Origin of the sequence: Nonomuraea sp. NPDC050394, assembly GCF_044459065.1 — a bacterium.
Taxonomy (GTDB): Bacteria; Actinomycetota; Actinomycetes; order Streptosporangiales; family Streptosporangiaceae; genus Nonomuraea.
The window spans coordinates 73,999-90,246 of record NZ_JBITIO010000016.1 but is presented as its reverse complement, the minus strand read 5'-3'; the positions used below and the strand labels follow the sequence as shown (position 1 = coordinate 90,246).

Genomic DNA, 16,248 nt, shown 5'->3' with positions numbered 1-16,248 from the left:
AGATGCACACCCATGGGCGCATCTGTGGGCAATTCGTCTAGTGATTCCGATTGTCGGTTGCGCTTAACTTTGCCGTCAAGCAAGCGGCCGACCACAGGAGGCGGGGAGATGCGCGCGATCACGTTGGGGGACCTCGAGGACCTCGCCTTAGGGGCAGTGGTCCTGGGTACGGGGGGTGGCGGCGATCCCTACCTGGCCAAGGTCATGCTGGCCCAGGCGCTGGAACGCCATGGGCCGGTGCCGCTCGTCGACGCGGCCGACCTGGACCCTGAAGGGCTGCTGCTCCCGGTCGCGATGGTGGGCGCGCCCACGGTGGAGAAGTTCCCCAACGGCGGGGAAGCCTCCCGTGTGCTCGGCGCCCTGGAGGCGCATCTCGGCCGGCGGGGGATCGCCGTGCTGCCCATCGAGATCGGCGGCATGAACACGCTGTTCCCCGTGGCCGTGGCCGCCGAGCTCGGACTGCCGTGCGTCGACGCGGACGCGATGCGGCGGGCGTTCCCGCAGATCGAGATGACCCTGCTGACGCTGGCCGGGATCTCCGCGTCGCCGATCACGCTGTGTGACGCGAAGGGCAACTACGTGCTGTTCGACGCGGTCGACAACGTCATGTGCGAGCGTCTCGTCCGGGCGTGCACCACGGAGATGGGCATGACCGCGGTGATGAGCGCCTACCCGATCACGGCCCGGCAGTGCGTGGAGTCGGCGGTCACCGGGTCGCTCACCTACTGCCTGGAGATCGGCCGCCGGATCCGTGCGATCCAGGAGGGGCGGGCCGGCGCGTACGAGGCGTTCCTGAGCTACTGCGACGCGCGGATCCTCTTCACCGGGAAGGTGGTCGACCTGGACCGGCGGACCACCGCCGGGTGGGCTCGCGGGACGGTGTCCCTGGAGCACCTCGACGAACCGGCGCGGGTGATGCGGGTCGAGATCCAGAACGAGAACCTGGCCGCGTTCGAGGACGGCGAGGCCAAGGCCACCGTTCCCGACCTGCTCACCTTCCTCGACATCGAGACGGGCGTGCCGATGACCACGGAGGGGCTGGCCTACGGTCAGCGCCTGCATCTGGTCGCGATGCCGGCGCACGAGCGGTGGCGTACCGAGGAAGGGGTCGCGCTCGCGGGTCCGCGGGCGTTCGGGTACGACGTCGACTACGTGCCGTTCGAGGTGGCGCGGTGAACGGCCTGCGGCTGGGCATCGACGTCGGTGGAACGAACACCGACGCCGTGGTCGTCGACGCGAACGGCACCGTCGTCAGCTGGCACAAGACGCCCACGACACCCCGGGTGTTCGACGGGATCAGCGCCGCGCTGAGCGTCGTGCTGGCCGAGACCGGCGCGGCGAGCGTCGGCCAGGTCATGCTCGGCACCACGCATCCCGTCAACGCGATCATCCGGCGCAGCGGGCTGGCCCGTGTGGGCGTGCTGCGCCTCGCGGCTCCCGCGACGCTGTCGATCGCCCCGCTGGCCGGATGGCCGAAGGACCTGGCCGAGCTGACGCGGGGACACACCCAGATCATCCGGGGCGGGCACGAGTACGACGGCAGCGAGATCAATCCGCTGGACGAGCAGGCGGTACGCGATTTCGCGCGGGCCTGCGCGAACAAGGTGGACGCGATCGCGATCACCGGAGTGAGCTCGCCGGCCAATCCCGACCATGAGCTGCGGGCGGGCGCGATCGTCGCCGAGACGCTCGGCGATCGGTTCCCGGTGTCGCTGGGGTATGAGATGGGCGGGTCCGGGCTGCTGGAGCGGGAGAACGCCGCGGTGCTCAACGCGGCGCTGACCTTCGTGGGCGCCAACGTGGTCCGCGGTCTCGAACAGGCGCTGCGGGCGCATCGGCTGAAGGCCGACGTCTATCTCACGCAGAACGACGGGACCCTGCTGTCCGCCGCCGAGGCGGCACGCCGGCCGATCCTGACGATCGGTTCCGGGCCGACCAACTCGATGCGCGGAGCCGCGTACCTGTCCGGCTTGTCCGACGCGATCGTCATGGACGTCGGCGGGACGTCCACCGACGTCGGGCTGCTCGTCGACGGGTTCCCCCGGGAGTCCGCCCACGCGGTGGAGATCGGCGGGGTCCGCACCAACTACCGGATGCCGGACCTCATCTCGATCGGCCTGGGCGGCGGCACGATCCTGCGAACCGAGCCGGAACTGGCCGTGGGCCCGGACAGCGTCGGATATCTGCTTCCCGAGCGCGCGCTGATCTTCGGCGGTGACACGCCGACGCTCAGCGACGCGGCGGCGGCCGCCGGGCGGATGGGCTTCGGCGACCGCGACCTCGCCCGCGCCCGGCTGGACGCCTCGACCGTGTCGGCGGCGATCGCCTGGATCGACGAGCGGGTGGCGACGCTCGCGGATCGGATCAAGGCGGCCCGCGTCACGTTGCCGCTGATCGCGGTGGGCGGCGGCGCCGGCTTGATCCCGAACAGGGTCGCCGACGTGGACGAGGTCGTCCGCCACCGCCACGCGGGCGTGGCCAACGCGATCGGTGCAGCGATCGCCGAGGCGTCCGGCGCCGTCGACCGTGTCTTCCGCTACGACTCAAGCAGCCGTGAGGCCTGCCTGGCCGAGGCCAAGGTCCAAGCCATCGACGCCGCGATCCACGCGGGCGCCGATCCGAGCCGGATCCGTATCACCACCGTCACCGAGATCCCGATGTCCTACGTCCCAGGCAACTGCGCGCGACTGCAGGTCAAGGCAGTCGGCCCCTTGCTGGCCTGATGTGATCACCCAGCACGACCGCGCCGCATCGGCGCGGTGCTCGCTCAGAGAGGTATTCGCCATGCGTCGACTGCGAACCGCTGCCCACTGCCTGGCAGCGCTGAGTCTGGCGGTGTCCGCCTGCGGGACGTCCGCGGACGAGACGAGCGGAAGTCCCGGAGACTCCACGGACGGCAAGGTCGTCTGGTACATGGATCTCACCGACGCCAATCCCACGATCAAGGCGATCGCCCAGGGCCTCAACAACAGGCTCAAGGCCGCCGGCATCACGCTGGTCAGGACCTTCGCGGTCGACAACTCCACGGGGTCGGTGGACCTCGGCCTGCAGGCTCAGGGCTTCAGCCGCGCCCTGGCCTCCAGGCCCGCCGCCGTCGCGTACTTCGTGGTGGACCCGAGGTCGTTGAAGCCTCAGGTCACGCGGGCCCAGCGGGCCGGCGTCCCGGTCTTCGCGATCGCCGGCAAGCCCGAGGGCTTCACGGTCAACGCCTACACCGGCGCCGGCGACTTCCAGCAGGGCAAGCTGATGGCCGCTCACCTCGCCGCCCATCTGCCGAAGGGCGCGAAGGTCGCCGAGATCACCGGAGCGCCCACCCCGAACGTCCAGGAGGAGATGCGGGGCGTGCGAGCGGGACTCGAAGCCGCCGGCCTCACCGTGGTGGGCGACATCGAGCAGCAGCGCAACCTGCGCGACAGCCCGGCCGGCGGGCAGAAGGTCATGGAGAGCATCCTGCACCGCTTCCCCGACGTCCAGGGCGTCGTGGCCTACAACGACTCCACGGCGCTGGGAGCGATCGCGGCGGCCAAGGCGGCAGGCAGGACACCGGGCAAGGACATCCTGTTCACCAGCCGCAACGGCTCGGCCGAGGCGGTCGCGGCGGTGCGCGAAGGCCACCTGCTCGCGACCTGCGACACCGATCCCATCGCGCTGGGCGCGGAGGTGGGGGACGCCATCGTCGCGCAGCTCGGCGGCAAGAAGACCTACAAGGACAACGCCGAGCTGCCACCCACCGACAGCAGCAAGTGCCTCGTCACCAAGGAGAACGTCGCCGGCTTCGTCCCGTGGGACCAGCGCGTCCCGTACCAGCCGATCAAGATCGGCTGATCGGCGATGGCTCGGCTGATCGGCCTACGCGAGGTCTCGGTGGCCTACCCGGGAACCTTGGCGCTGGACGGCGTCAGCGTCGAGGTGAACGCCGGCGACGTCCTCGCCGTGGTCGGCGCGAACGGCTCCGGCAAGACGACGATGCTGTCCACGATGTGCGGCCTGCTCGCGCCGAGCGGCGGCACCCTGGTCGACGGGAATGGGCCGGTGCGCTTCCGCCGGCCCGCGGAGGCACTCGGGATGGGCGTGGCCCTGGTCCCGCAGGAGCCTCAGGTGGCCGAAACCCTGCCGCTGTGGGAGAACCTCGTGGTCGGGCGCGGCTCGCTGCTCGGCGCCGCACCCGCGCGCGGCGTCCGCGCCGAGGCGCGGCGGGCCGTCCGCACGGCGCTGCCCCATCTCGACCCCGACCTGCCCGCGGGGGAACTGCGCAAGGCCGACCGTGCCGTGCTCGCGCTGCTGCGGGCCCTGGTCCGCGAGCCACGGGTGCTCGCGCTGGACGAGCCGACCGCGGTTCTCGGGGAGAACGGCGTGCAGGTCGTCGCCTCGGCCGCGGCGCGGGTGCGCGACAGAGGCGGGGCCGTGGTGCTCGTGAGCCACCGGTTACGCGACATCGTGCGGCTGGCCACCCGGGTCGTCGTCCTCATCGACGGCCGCCTGGTGCAGGACAGCCCGGTCGGCGACGTGTCGCTCGAAGATCTCGTCGACCGGTTGACGACGGGGCGTTCGGCCGCACCGGACCCGAGACCGGCCGGCGGCACGACGGCGCCGACGACGGCGACGGCGACGGACCCGCCGCGGCTGCGCATCAACGGGCTGACCACCTCCAACGGACTGGACGTCACCGGGCTGGAGGTGCGCCCGGGGCAGATACTCGGGCTGGCCGGCCTCGGTGGTAGCGGCCGGTCGCGGTTGTGCCGGGTGGCAGCCGGGTGCGAGCGCTACACCGGGCGGATCGAGGTCGACGGACGGCCGCTCCCCTCCACCCCGGCCGGCAGCCGGCACGCGGGCATCGCGTACGTACCAGAAGATCGCGCTCGTGAGTCGGCCTTCTCGACGCTGTCCGTCGAGCGGAACCTGGAGGTCGGCGATCTGATCCATCGCCGCCTCGCCCGCCCGATGCCGTGGCGACCGGCGGGAGCGCGAACCCGGCGACTGATCGCCGACTTCGGGATCAAGACGGCCGCGCCGACCTCGGCCATGACCTCGCTCAGCGGCGGCAACCAGCAGCGGGTCGTGCTGGCGCGCGTCCTGGCCAACCGCCCCCGGCTGCTCATCGCGGACGAGCCGACGCAGGGCGTCGACCGCTCCGGGCGCAGGGCCATCCACGACCTGCTCCGGCGGTTCGCCGGAGCCGGCGGCGCGGTGCTGCTGGTCAGCTCCGAGTTCGAGGAACTTCAGGAGCTGTCCTCACGGATCGCCGTCATGCGGGACGGCCGGATCGTGGCCGAACTCCCCGCCACCACCGAGTACCGCCGGCTCGTCGCACTGGCGACCGGCGCGGAGAACTCATCCGAGGTGCGAACCCATGAACGATGACCTTGCCACCGCGCACGAGCCGGTGACCTCGGCGGCAGCCGTTCCCGAACGTGGAAGAACCCGCTCGTGGCGCGCCGAGCTGACGCGCCTCGCCTTCCCGCTGTCGCTGGTGGTGCTCCTCGCCATCGGCTTCATCGGCTACCCCGGCTTCCGCACGGCAGAGAACTTCCTCAACATCCTGACGTTCTCGGCGATCCTGTTCATCGTCGCCGTGGGGCAGACGTTCGTCGTCATCGGCCGCGGAGTCGACCTCTCCGTCGGATCCATGCTCGGCCTGTCCGGCGCGGTGTTCGCCACGCTCGTGGTGAGCGGGTGGTCCACCCCGGTGGCGATCCTCGCCTCGCTGGCGCTCGGCGTCACGGTCGGCGGCGTCGTGCACGGCCTGCTGATCACCAAGCTCCGCATGTCATTCATGATCGTCACCTTGGGTACGCTCGCCCTGCTGTCGAGCCAGACACAGGTGATCCTCAACGGACAGAGCGTCACCGTCGACTCGTCGTTTCTGGACACGCTGGCCAACGGGCGGCTCTGGGGCGTGCCGAACATCGTGCTCCTCGCGGGTGCGCTGTATCTGGCCGGCGTGATGATCCTGCGCCGGACCGTGTACGGACGGTCTCTGTTCGCCGTCGGGTCGAACCCGGACGCGGCCCGGCTCGCCGGGGTGCCGGTGGACCGGGTGACGATCATCGCCTACGGCCTGTGCGGCCTGTTCGCGGCGCTCGCCGGGATCCTCACCGTCGGGCAGCTCGGCTCCGCGCAGCCCACCGGCTCGGCCACGGAGCTGACCTCGATCACCGCCGTCCTGCTCGGCGGAACCGGCCTGTTCGGCGGGTACGGCAGCATCACGAGGACGTTGTTCGGCGTGGTCTATCTCGGCGTCCTCGAGAACCTGCTGTCCATCGCCGGGGTCAGCTCCTTCTGGCAGGGCACGGCCTCGGGCTTCGTCCTCATCGCCGCCGTGGCCGTCGACCGCACCCGCCGCCCGTGAGGAACGTCATGAACCCGCTGCTGCTGAAAGACTGCCGTCTCGTCAACGTCTACTCCGGCGAGATCCACCCGGCCGACGTCCTGATCGAAGACGGCCGGGTGGTCTCCATCGCCCCCGGCCAGCCCCGGTCCGGCCGGGACGTGATCGACTGCGCCGGCCGGTACGCGATTCCCGGCCTCATCGAACCGCACATGCACGTCGACTCGACCTGCCTGTGGCCCGACGAGCTCGCGCGGGTCCTGGTGCCGCTCGGCACGACGACCGTCGTCGTCGACACCACCAACGTCCTGCACACCGGGGGGCCGCGAGCGGTGCGCGCCCTGGTCGACGCCTTCCGGGACCTGCCGCTCCAGGCGCACTTCTCGATCCCCTCGTACGCCCCCGTCGAGCCGGGCCGGGAGACGACCGCGTACGAACTGCGATTCGACGACCTCGAAGACATGCTCGCCTGGCCGGAATCCGTCAGCGTCGGCGAGGCCGTATCCACGAAGATCGTCGGTGGCGACCCCGGCTTCCTCTCCCGCGTCGCCCTGGCGCTCTCGCGCGGGCTGCGGGCCAGCGGTCACGGCAACGACCTGCCGCCCGAGAACGACGCGGCTCTCGACGCGTACGCGGCGGCGGGGATCGGCGACGACCACGGCGCCCGCACCCCGGCCGACGTTCTGGGCCGGATCGGCCGCGGAATCGCCGCGTTCGTCGTCGAATCCCCCGGCCGATACAACCTGTCCGCACGCATCCTCGATCATCTGGTACGCGAGGGGACGCCCTTGCGGTCGCTGCACTACTGCGTCGACAACATCACCGCGCAGAGCATTCTGGCCGGCGACCACGGATACCTCGACAGATCGCTGCGCCTGGCGATTCAGGCCGGGATTCCACCGGTGGAGGCCGTACGCATGGGAACGCTCAATCCGGCACGCTACTACCGCCTGGAGCGGGACATCGGCAGTGTCTCGCCCGGACGGCGGGCGAACATCGTCCTGCTCGACGAACTCGATCGATTCCCGCCGGCGATGGTCCTCGTCGACGGCCGCCTCGTCGCCCGCGACGGCGCGCTCACCGGCCCGCCGGTGAAGCGCCGTCCGCCGGAAGACCTGCTCGACAGCATCACGCTGCACGATTCGGTCTCGCCGGAACGGCTCGCGATCACCGTCGGGCCCGGGGTGACCCGCGTGCGGGCCCGCGTGGCGAGCATCGCCGACCCGAACCGCGCCGGCAACGCGGCCGAGAGCGCGATCCTGCCGGTCATCGACGGCGCGGTCACCACCGGCGACACCGACGACGTGCTCAAACTGTGCATGATCGAGAGGTATGGCCGCAACGGCAACGTGGCGGTGGGCTTCGCCCGCGGATTCGGGCTCCGGCGCGGGGCGATGGCCACGTCGATCTCCCTGCCGTCGAACAACCTCGTCGCCGTCGGCACCAACGACGCCGACATCTGGGCGGCGCTCCACCACGTCGTCACGATCGGTGGCGGCAGTGCGATCGTCGCGGACGGGAGCGTGCTGGCCGACGTCAGCCTCCCCATCGGCGGCATCATGTCCGACGAGCCGTACGAGCGCGTCGTCGCGCGGCTGGAGAACGTCGATCGCGTGGCCCGGGAGGTGCTGGGCTGCCCGCTGGCCGTCCCCTTCTTCGCGCTGAGCGCCATGGTCCTGCACACCGCGCCGGATCTGGGCATGACGGACCGGGGCGTCGTCGACGTCGCGGCCGGCACCTTCGTACCGGCGATCATGGAAGTGATGCGATGACGAGGAACGACGTCACGACGGCGCTGGCCGCACAGCTGCGACGCAGGGTCCGCTGCGCCCAGGGACTCGAACCCGCGGACCTGGTGCTGAAGAACTGCTCGGTCGTCAACGTGCACCTGGAGCGTACGCATCGCGCCGACATCGTCGTCCTGGACGGCAGAGTCGTCGCCGTGCGGGACGGCTACGCCGGAGACGCCGGCGAAGTCGTCGACTGCGCCGGACGACTCGCGGTGCCGGGGCTCGTGCAGGTTCTCGCGAGCGCCGACGACCACCTGGGGCACGGAACGACGTCGGTCGTCGAGGTGGCTACGGCCGGGCGCGGCGGCGGGAGCGACCTGCCCAGAACGCTGCGCGCCGCAGCCGGTTCCCCGCCGCTGGCCGTGCTCCCTCCGGGTGCCGGCGACGGGGCGGGACCGGCGCGGGCGAAATTGCGCGACGGGCACGTCGTCCTGGTGTCGTCGGCGACGATGCTGATCGGACTCGACCACCGCAACGTCTGCCTCGGCCCCGCCGGCGGCGGCACCCTCGCCGGGTCCGTCACGTCCGCGATCGAGGCCGGAGTTCCGCTTCCCCGGGCGGTCCAGCTGGCCACCCTGAACCCGGCGATGGCGTTCGGGGTCGACCATGAGGTCGGCAGCATCGCACCCGGCCGCTGGGCGGACGTCGCCCTCCTGGCCGGACGGGACGCGTGCGTGCCGGTCGCCGTGTACCTCGGCGGCCGCCGCGTCAGTTGATCACGTGGGGTTCCGGTCATGAATCTGGAACTCCTGGACGTCCTGGCCGGCGGTCTCCGGCGTTGGTTGCCGGGTCATCCTGGACTCGGCGCGTTAACCGAGTTCGCGGCCGCGGACTAGGGTGCCCGTATGTCACTGGTGGGCAGGGAGGTCGAGCAGGCGCGGGTTCAGCGCCTGCTGGCGGATGCGCGCGACGAGCGCAGTGGGGCGCTGGGGCTGCGGGGCGCGCCGGGGATCGGGAAGTCGGTCCTGCTCGACCACGCTGTGTCGATCGCCGAAGCCGAGGGCATGCGGGTGGTCCGCGGGGCCGGGATCGAGTCCGACCACGAGCTGGCGTACGGCGGCCTGCACCAGCTCTTGTTTCCGCACCTGGATCGGCTGGACGCCCTGCCCGTTCCCCAGGCGACGGCGCTGCGTTGCGCTTTCGGCCTGGCCGAGGGAGACGACGTCAACCGGTTCCTGGTCTCCGCCGGCACCCTGTCGTTGCTCGCCGACCTGGCCGAGGACGCCCCGCTGCTGTGCGTGGTCGATGACCTGCAATGGCTCGACCAGGGTTCTCTGGAGGCGTTGTTGTTCGCGGCCCGCCGCTTCGTGGCCGACCCGATCGCGGTGCTGTTCGCGGTGCGCGAGACGGCGGTGCCGCTCGTGACCGCGGGCGTCGAGGTCGTGGATCTGCCCGGCCTCGCCGCGCCCGATGCCGCCCGGCTGCTCGACGACCACGCGCCGGAACTCGCCGAACGGCTGCGGACCAGGGTTCTCGCGGAGTCCGGCGGCAATCCCCTGGCGATCATCGAGCTCGGGTTGTCGCGGCTCGCGGCCCGCGAAGTCGACGAGTCCGACCCGGCCGAGCAGGTCGGCCCGCTGCCGGTGACCCGCCGCGTACAGGAGTCGTTCCGTCACCAGATCGTGGAGCTTCCCGGCCCCACCCAGCGCGCGCTTCTGGTGGCGGCGGCCGACACGGCGGCGCCCCTCGCGACGATCCTGCACGTGATCGAATCCCTCGGCGGCGCCGCCGGCGACCTGGCGCCCGCCGAACGTGACCGGCTGCTCCGGATCGACAGCCGGATCACGTTCCGCCACCCCCTGGTACGGGCAGCCGCCTACCAGGACGCGCCACTGCACCGGCGGATCGAGGTACACCGCGCGTACGCCGAGGCGCTGCGCGCGGACGCCGATGCCGACCGCCGGGCCTGGCACCTCGCCGCCGCCGCCACCAAACCCGACGAGGCGGTGGCCGCCGAACTCGAAGGCGTGGCGGAGCGGGCCTGGCACCGGGGCGGCGCGATGGCGGTGTGCGCCGCCTACGAACGCGCCGGTCGGCTCAGTGCCGACCGGGAGCTGAAGGCCCGGCGTGTCGCCCGTGCCAGCCAGGCCGCGTTCGACGCGGGCAAGGCCGACCGCGCCGCCCGGCTGGCGGCCGAAGCGCTCGCGCTCACCACCGACACCGGCGTCCGGGCCGATGCCATCTACACCCGTGGCGCCGTGGAGTACGAACGCACCTCGCCGCGGGCCGACGCGGAGCTGACGCTTGAGGCCGCCGCGCTGGTGCGCGACATCGATCCGGAGCGCGCCGCGCTCACGCTCTACGAGGCCGCGCACGCCGCCCGGCACGGCGCCGCGCACGACCTGCTGCGGCGTGCGGCGGATCTGATGCGCGGGTTCACCCCGCCGGAGCAATGGGCACCCGTCGTCGCCGCCCTTCTCGGGTGGGCGGAGCTTTTCGCCGGACGTCCGGAGCTGGCCGTCGGCCCGATGCGCGATCTCCACACCGCCACCCCTGGTGGCGGGCACGACCTGATGCATCGCATCACCGCCGGGTTCGGCGGGCTCATGATCGCCGACGACGACGGCGTCATCGCCGGGACCGAGGACATGCTGGCCGTGGTGCGGGCCAGCGGGGCGTTGGGGTGGGTCCCGTACACCCTGAACGTGCTGGCCGTGGCGCGGCTGTTGCGCGGCGAGTTCGCGGACGCCCGCGCGTGTGTGGCGGAAGGCGTTTCCGTGAGCGACGAACTCGGGAACACGACCGAGAGCCTGGCCCACCGGTCGGTGGAGGTGTGGTTGCACGCCGTGGCGGGTGACGAGGCACGCTGCCGGGCTCTCGCCGAGGAGGTGCTCCCGCGAGCACGGGCACGGCACCGGGTCAATGCCGAGATCGCGGCTTGGGGTCTCGGAATGCTCGACCTTTCCGCCCGACGGTTCGGGGACGCGTCCGACCGGCTCGAGCACGTGTCCCAGGGCCCCGCGAGCCGCGACCTCCTGGTGCGGGCGGTGCCCGATCTGGTGGAAGCGGCCGTGCGCGCCGGCCTGCCGGATCGCGCCCACGAACCACTGGCGGCGTTCCGGCACTGGGCCGAGCACGTCGACCGCCCGGTCGCCACCGGGCTCCTCCTGCGGTGCCGGGCCCTGCTGGCCGGCGACGGCGACGCCGACGCGCTGTACGCCGAGGCGCTGCGGCTCCACGAGCGGCACGGCGGCCCCTACGAGCGCGCCCGCACCCAGCTGGTCTACGGCGAATGGCTGCGGCGCCGCCGCCGCCGTGCCGAGGCCCGCGGCCATCTCGCGGCGGCGGTGTCCGCGTTCGAGCGCCTCGGCGCGCGGCTCTGGGCCACGCGTGCGCGCGGCGAGCTGGCCGCCTTCGGCGAGCGGTCCGACGAGCCTCAGCGCAGCGGTCCGCTCACCCTGCTGACGCCGCAAGAACTGCAGGTCGTACGGCTGGCCGCCACCGGCCACACCAACAAGGAGATCGCCGCCCAGCTCTTCCTCAGCCCACGCACCGTCGGCCACCACCTCTACAAGGCGTACCCGAAGCTCGGCGTCACCGGGCGCGCCGAGCTGGCCCAGCTCGTCTAGTGGCCGGCGCCGGTCGTCGGTTTGCCGGACACCAGTCACGATGACTGATGCCTCGGCGGTGAGCCCCCGCCTAGCGTTGCGGGCATCCAGACAGCGGCCGCCGGCCGTACGACGAGGAGACGACAATGACGAAGTATTTCCTGAGCCTCCCGCACGACTCCGCCGAGGAGCCGACGATGGCGGACATGGACCCCGCGGAACTGCAGGAGGTCATGGCCGCGGTCGGTGCGTTCAACACCGCCATTCAGGAGGCGGGCGCGTTCGTGACCGCGGGAGGCCTGGAGCCACCGTCGAGCGCGACCACGGTGGACTACTCCGGAGACAGCCCCGTGCTCACACCGGGCCCGTTCGTCAAGGCCGATGAGTACCTTGGTGGCTTCTGGATCATCGAGGCCGAGAACGACGACGTCGCGATCGAATGGGCCAAGCAGGCCTCGCGGGCGTTGCGCAGCAGGGTCGAGGTGCGTGCCCTTCAGGAGGTACCCGACGCCTGACGATCCGCGCACCGGCACCGCAGGACTGATCGGCAGGTCTCGGCCGGTGGCGCCGGGCTCGACCACCTGGCCGTCGATGAGCGACCGGCCGTCGGCGGCAACGCGATGCCGGCGAGGATCGGTAGCAGCGGGAGCGCGTCGGCGGCCAGGTGGATGGGCCCGGCCGCCGGCCTGACCAGCGGCCGGGCCCCTGAAGCGCGGCCCGGTCTGGCCATGGCGGTGTCGGGAGCCGATCGAGCGGCGGGAGCCGTCCGTGAGGAGACAGGGCCGCTTCGTCAGCGTGCGGCGGGAGGCGAGAGCGCTCTACCTTCGGATCGTCTGACGAGGTGGAGCACCGCGAGGACGCACACCAGCCCCACCGCCCCTCCCCCGGAGATGACCTGGTGGACGGGGAAGAACTCGGCGGCCAGCCCGGCCAGCGCCATGCCGAGTCCCTGGGCCGTCATCAGCCCGGCCGTCATGACCGTCATCGCCCTGCCCCGCAGTTCCTCCGGCACGGCCGCCACGAACCACTGGTCGAGCCCGAGCGTGTAGGCGATCCCGAACCCGGTCATGACCTGCAGCAGCAGCGCCCACCCGGGCCCCGGCTCGAAGAAGTAGCCCAGCGCGGGCACCGAGGAAAGCAGCGCCACGGGCAACGTCAGCCGGGCCCGGCCACGCGGCCCGAGCAGCGAACCCGCCAGGCTCTGGCTCAGGATCGCCCCGATCGGCATCCCGCACATCAGCAGGCCGAGCCAGCCGGGTGCGAGGCCCTTGGCGTACGGCGTCATGAGGGCTTCGGAGACGACGACGAACGTCGGCGGCACCCAGCTCAGCAGCAGCAGCGCCCGGATCCGCCGGTCGGCGAACAGCAGCCGCAGCCCCGACAGCGAGGAGCGGAGCAGCGTCCCGCCCGAGCCGGGCCCGGCCGGGCGCGCGAGCGTGCCGAGGCGCAGCAGGAGCGCTGAGCCGAGGAAGGTCACGACCGTCACCACGAGTACGGCCCGCGCGGACGCGATCCCGAGCAGCAGCCCGCCCATCCCGAACCCCACGAGTTGCCCGCTCTGCCCGACGATCCGGATGACGGAACGCCCGAGCACGAACAGCTCGCCCTCACCCAGGATGTCGCCGAGTGTCGCCGCCCTGGTCCCCTGGAAGACGGGCGCGACGGCGGCGGTCACCACCCGTAGCGTCAGCAGCGCCACGACCGGCACCCCTGGCGCGGCCATCGCGAGCGCGCAGGCCGCGCAGATCAGGTCGCAGACGACCAGCACCCGGCGGGCGGGGTAGCGGTCGGCGACGGAGGAGAGCAACGTGCCGCCCAGCGCGTACGGAAGCAGGCCGAGGGCGTAGGTGAGCGCGCTGAGCAGCGGCGACCCGGTGATTCCGTAGACCAGGACCGACAGCGCGATCTCGGCGACGACGACGCCGAGCGTCGACAGCGCGTGCGCGGCGAAGACGGCGCGGAACTCGCGGACCGCGAAGACGGCTCGATATCCCATCCCGACAGGCTGCGAGCGGGCACAGACCGTCTTCTACTCTTTCGTGCACAGGCGAATCACCGGATAGGGGGACCGTGCGGCTGGAGTTCGGCGCCGACGACCTGCTGCGCTGCCGGTTCGCGATCTCGCCGCTGTGCGAGACGCACGAGGCGGTGCGGATGCTGCGGCGCGGCAGCCGCCACGGCTACCACCGGCCGTGGCTGTGGCGGACGCGGGCCGCGGTGGCGGGGCTGGACCTGTCGGAGCTGTGGCTGTTCATGCCGGACGGCGGCTACATCCCCGACTTCCTCGGCCCGCCGCCGGCCACCTCGGACACCTCGTTCGAGCAGGAGCTGGCGCGGCTGCGGGCCACCGATCCGGGGCTGGCGCGCGAGGAGATGGCCCGCTCGCTCGGCAGGGCGCGCTCGTCGCGGGCCCGCAGGATGCTGGACGATCCCGAGTGGGCGGTGCGGCGGCTCGCCGATCTGACGGAGCGGGTCTGGACGGAGTTGGTCGCCCCGGCCTGGCCGAGGCTGTCGGCGCTGCTCGAGGCCGACATCGCCTATCGTTCGCGCAAGCTCGCCGAGGGCGGCCTGGAGCGCGCGCTGGCCGACCTGCACACCTCGGTGCGCTGGTCGGAAGGCTCGCTGACGCTGCGCAACTCGCGTGGCCCCGACCGCGACCTGCGCGGCAGGGGCGTGTTGCTGATGCCGAGCGTGTTCGTCTGGCCGGACGTGGTGAGCGGGTTCGCGCCGCCGTGGCAGCCGGCGCTGATCTATCCGGCGCGCGGGATGGCCGGGCTGTGGGAGCCGATGGCGGCGCGCCGGGAGCTGGTGGGGCTGCTCGGCGCGAACAGGGCGGCGATCCTGGCCGGGCTCGACGGCCCCGCCTCGACGACCGCCCTCGCGCACCGGCACGGGCTGGCGCCCTCGACGGTCTCCGCGCACCTGTCCGTGCTGCGCGATGCCGGGCTGCTCGATTCGCGCCGCGACGGCTACCAGGTGCTGTACGAGCGGACCCCGCTGGGTGAGGCACTGGTCAGGCGAGGAGCTCGCGGCCGAGATCGGCGATGATGTCAGCCCGCCGACGTCGACCGCGTGTCATCGACCGAGAACCCCGGACTCTCCTGGAGGTCGAAGGACTGGCCTTGATCGAGGTGCCGAACGGAGCAACTCCCGATCTGACCACTTGTGGCCACATCTGTTGCCCTGCCCGGCGCCCGGCGGGATGCTGCGGGCAACCGCTTCCCCCCGGCAGAAAGGCATGATCGTGCCACGCACCCGTGGAGCGCGTTTCGCCGCTACCCTTCTGCTGCTCGTCGGCGTCGCCGGCCTGGGCGGCCAGGCCTCGGCCATGGCCCTGCCGAGGCCGCTGGCCTTCGCCGAGAACCTGGACCTGGAATGCTTCAGGACCGACCCGTACGTCCCCGCGCAGCCCGTGACGCTCCTGTTACGCCACCTCAATCCGGTCCTGGAGAAGCTGCCGCCGGAGAAGGTCACCCTGGGAGAGAGACAGCAGTTGTGCGTCCCGGTCACCAAGAACGGCGTCATCCCGCCCGACGACGTGCTGGCCTACCTCAAGTACGTGGACCTTTCGTGCTACAAGGTCTCCAGTGACAACCGGATCGGCGAGGACCTGCGGCTCAGCCACCTCAACCCGGTGCTGCAGAAGCTCGGCGCCCCCAGGCACGTGGTGACCATGGTCGAGCTCCAGCAGTTGTGCGTGCCGGTGGCGAAGGACGAGTTCTTCCCGCCCAAGGAGATCCAGCACGTCGTCCAGCACCTCGACCTGGCGTGCTACCTGGTGAAGACCGAGGAGGCGCTCAACGTGGAACTCAGGCTGGGGCAGCTCAACCCGCGCCTGGCCCACCTGCCCGACGCCCCCGCCAAGGTCACGTTCAGCCGCCAGCTCTGCGTCCCCGTGCAGAAGGAGGGCGACGAGATCCCCGGCGACGTGCGGGAGATCGTGCAGTGGGTCGACCTGGAGAAGTACGAGATCGTGGCGCCCAAGCTGCCAGCGGTCCAGCGGCTGACGCTCACCCACCTCAACCCCGTGCTGAGCCGGCTGCCCAGGGAGCGGGCCACGTTCAACCTCCCCGAGCACCTCGCCGTCCCGGTTGCCAAGAACGACCTCATCCCACCGGGCTGACAGGAGCCTTACGACAGGGCGGGCGCCGGTCCACCCGCCCGGTCGGCGGTGCCGAGCCGTCCTCCCACGGACCGGTCAGACGCATGGCGAGCGCACCCGCCGGGCAGGGACGGTGCGCGGCATCACGAGCCCAAGGCGTTGGAGCCCGGCACGGAGCGGACCATCGACAGGTAAGCGCGCGTCCCTCCCTCCGGGAGGGACAGGCGCGCGCCTGAGTCAGCGCCGGAGCCAGCGTTCCGGCGTCTCCCTGAGCTGCCTGCGGACGATGGCGACCAGCATGACCGACATACCGGTCGCGACGACCGCGCCAATGAAGATCATCGTGATGATGAACCACATGTCCATGGCTTGCCTCCTCTCGTAGAGGTCTTCGCGGCGGTGCCGCCAAGGCGACGTCATGCGTGACCAAAATCGGGCCGCACGTTGTTCAGTCCACTGAGCATTGCCCATAATGCTCAG

At 71.8% G+C, this 16,248-nt stretch carries 13 protein-coding genes; 11 read left to right on the top strand and 2 right to left on the bottom strand.

The features are described 5' to 3' along the window. The first annotated feature begins 108 nt into the window (after nucleotides 1-108). From ACIBKY_RS43810 to ACIBKY_RS43770, 9 genes are all read left to right on the top strand, one after another. On the top strand, nucleotides 109-1,176 hold the full coding sequence (locus tag ACIBKY_RS43810; RefSeq protein WP_397106655.1) for a DUF917 domain-containing protein: 1,068 nt from the start codon (nucleotides 109-111) through the stop codon (nucleotides 1,174-1,176). Next, nucleotides 1,173-2,723 carry a hydantoinase/oxoprolinase N-terminal domain-containing protein gene (locus ACIBKY_RS43805; protein WP_397106653.1) on the top strand — a complete coding sequence of 517 codons (1,551 nt, stop codon included), beginning with the start codon at nucleotides 1,173-1,175 and terminating at the stop codon, nucleotides 2,721-2,723. The genes ACIBKY_RS43810 and ACIBKY_RS43805 overlap by 4 nt, the downstream gene beginning before the upstream one ends. 61 nt (nucleotides 2,724-2,784) lie before the next feature. Next, a complete protein-coding gene (locus tag ACIBKY_RS43800; protein ID WP_397106651.1) occupies nucleotides 2,785-3,825 on the top strand; it encodes a sugar ABC transporter substrate-binding protein in 1,041 nt (346 codons plus the stop codon). A gap of 6 nt (nucleotides 3,826-3,831) precedes the next feature. Further along, entirely contained in the window at nucleotides 3,832-5,361 is a 1,530-nt protein-coding gene (locus tag ACIBKY_RS43795) for an ATP-binding cassette domain-containing protein (protein ID WP_397106649.1), read from the top strand. Beyond that, nucleotides 5,351-6,349 (top strand): ABC transporter permease, encoded by a 999-nt coding sequence (locus ACIBKY_RS43790; RefSeq protein WP_397106647.1) that lies wholly within the window; start codon nucleotides 5,351-5,353, stop codon nucleotides 6,347-6,349. The genes ACIBKY_RS43795 and ACIBKY_RS43790 overlap by 11 nt, the downstream gene beginning before the upstream one ends. A gap of 8 nt (nucleotides 6,350-6,357) precedes the next feature. After that, nucleotides 6,358-8,100 (top strand): adenine deaminase C-terminal domain-containing protein, encoded by a 1,743-nt coding sequence (locus tag ACIBKY_RS43785; RefSeq protein ID WP_397106645.1) that lies wholly within the window; start codon nucleotides 6,358-6,360, stop codon nucleotides 8,098-8,100. Beyond that, complete coding sequence (locus ACIBKY_RS43780; protein ID WP_397106643.1) at nucleotides 8,097-8,834, top strand: amidohydrolase family protein; 738 nt, start codon at nucleotides 8,097-8,099, stop codon at nucleotides 8,832-8,834. The genes ACIBKY_RS43785 and ACIBKY_RS43780 overlap by 4 nt, the downstream gene beginning before the upstream one ends. A gap of 129 nt (nucleotides 8,835-8,963) precedes the next feature. Continuing rightward, nucleotides 8,964-11,687, top strand: a complete 2,724-nt coding sequence (locus ACIBKY_RS43775; protein ID WP_397106641.1) for an AAA family ATPase — start codon at nucleotides 8,964-8,966, stop codon at nucleotides 11,685-11,687. 125 nt (nucleotides 11,688-11,812) lie between these two features. Beyond that, nucleotides 11,813-12,181: a YciI family protein gene (locus tag ACIBKY_RS43770; RefSeq protein ID WP_397106639.1), complete on the top strand. Its 369-nt coding sequence runs from the start codon at nucleotides 11,813-11,815 to the stop codon at nucleotides 12,179-12,181. Nucleotides 12,182-12,456: 275 nt separating this feature from the next. On the opposite strand, the gene ACIBKY_RS43765 is transcribed toward ACIBKY_RS43770, so the two are convergent. Beyond that, a complete protein-coding gene (locus ACIBKY_RS43765) occupies nucleotides 12,457-13,662 on the bottom strand; it encodes an MFS transporter (protein ID WP_397106637.1) in 1,206 nt (401 codons plus the stop codon). Nucleotides 13,663-13,736: 74 nt separating this feature from the next. Here ACIBKY_RS43765 and ACIBKY_RS43760 point away from each other — a divergent pair, with 74 nt between their 5' ends. Together ACIBKY_RS43760 and ACIBKY_RS43755 are read left to right on the top strand one after the other, a co-directional pair. Beyond that, nucleotides 13,737-14,714 (top strand): DUF5937 family protein, encoded by a 978-nt coding sequence (locus tag ACIBKY_RS43760; RefSeq protein ID WP_397106635.1) that lies wholly within the window; start codon nucleotides 13,737-13,739, stop codon nucleotides 14,712-14,714. Nucleotides 14,715-14,904: 190 nt separating this feature from the next. Next, entirely contained in the window at nucleotides 14,905-15,789 is an 885-nt protein-coding gene (locus tag ACIBKY_RS43755; protein WP_397106633.1) for a hypothetical protein, read from the top strand. A 216-nt stretch (nucleotides 15,790-16,005) separates the two neighbouring features. Here the strand turns inward: ACIBKY_RS43755 and ACIBKY_RS43750 are convergent, their stop codons facing one another. Then, entirely contained in the window at nucleotides 16,006-16,134 is a 129-nt protein-coding gene (locus ACIBKY_RS43750; RefSeq protein WP_397106631.1) for a hypothetical protein, read from the bottom strand. Between the last annotated feature and the right edge of the window lie 114 nt (nucleotides 16,135-16,248).

Coding starts and splice junctions, on each gene's coding strand:
- ACIBKY_RS43810 (WP_397106655.1), top strand. CDS start 109: ATGCGCGCGATCACGTTGGGGGACCTCGAGGACCTCGCCTTAGGGGCA.
- ACIBKY_RS43800 (WP_397106651.1), top strand. CDS start 2,785: ATGCGTCGACTGCGAACCGCTGCCCACTGCCTGGCAGCGCTGAGTCTG.
- ACIBKY_RS43795 (WP_397106649.1), top strand. CDS start 3,832: ATGGCTCGGCTGATCGGCCTACGCGAGGTCTCGGTGGCCTACCCGGGA.
- ACIBKY_RS43790 (WP_397106647.1), top strand. CDS start 5,351: ATGAACGATGACCTTGCCACCGCGCACGAGCCGGTGACCTCGGCGGCA.
- ACIBKY_RS43785 (WP_397106645.1), top strand. CDS start 6,358: ATGAACCCGCTGCTGCTGAAAGACTGCCGTCTCGTCAACGTCTACTCC.
- ACIBKY_RS43780 (WP_397106643.1), top strand. CDS start 8,097: ATGACGAGGAACGACGTCACGACGGCGCTGGCCGCACAGCTGCGACGC.
- ACIBKY_RS43775 (WP_397106641.1), top strand. CDS start 8,964: ATGTCACTGGTGGGCAGGGAGGTCGAGCAGGCGCGGGTTCAGCGCCTG.
- ACIBKY_RS43770 (WP_397106639.1), top strand. CDS start 11,813: ATGACGAAGTATTTCCTGAGCCTCCCGCACGACTCCGCCGAGGAGCCG.
- ACIBKY_RS43765 (WP_397106637.1), bottom strand. CDS start 13,662: ATGGGATATCGAGCCGTCTTCGCGGTCCGCGAGTTCCGCGCCGTCTTC.
- ACIBKY_RS43755 (WP_397106633.1), top strand. CDS start 14,905: ATGATCGTGCCACGCACCCGTGGAGCGCGTTTCGCCGCTACCCTTCTG.
- ACIBKY_RS43750 (WP_397106631.1), bottom strand. CDS start 16,134: ATGGACATGTGGTTCATCATCACGATGATCTTCATTGGCGCGGTCGTC.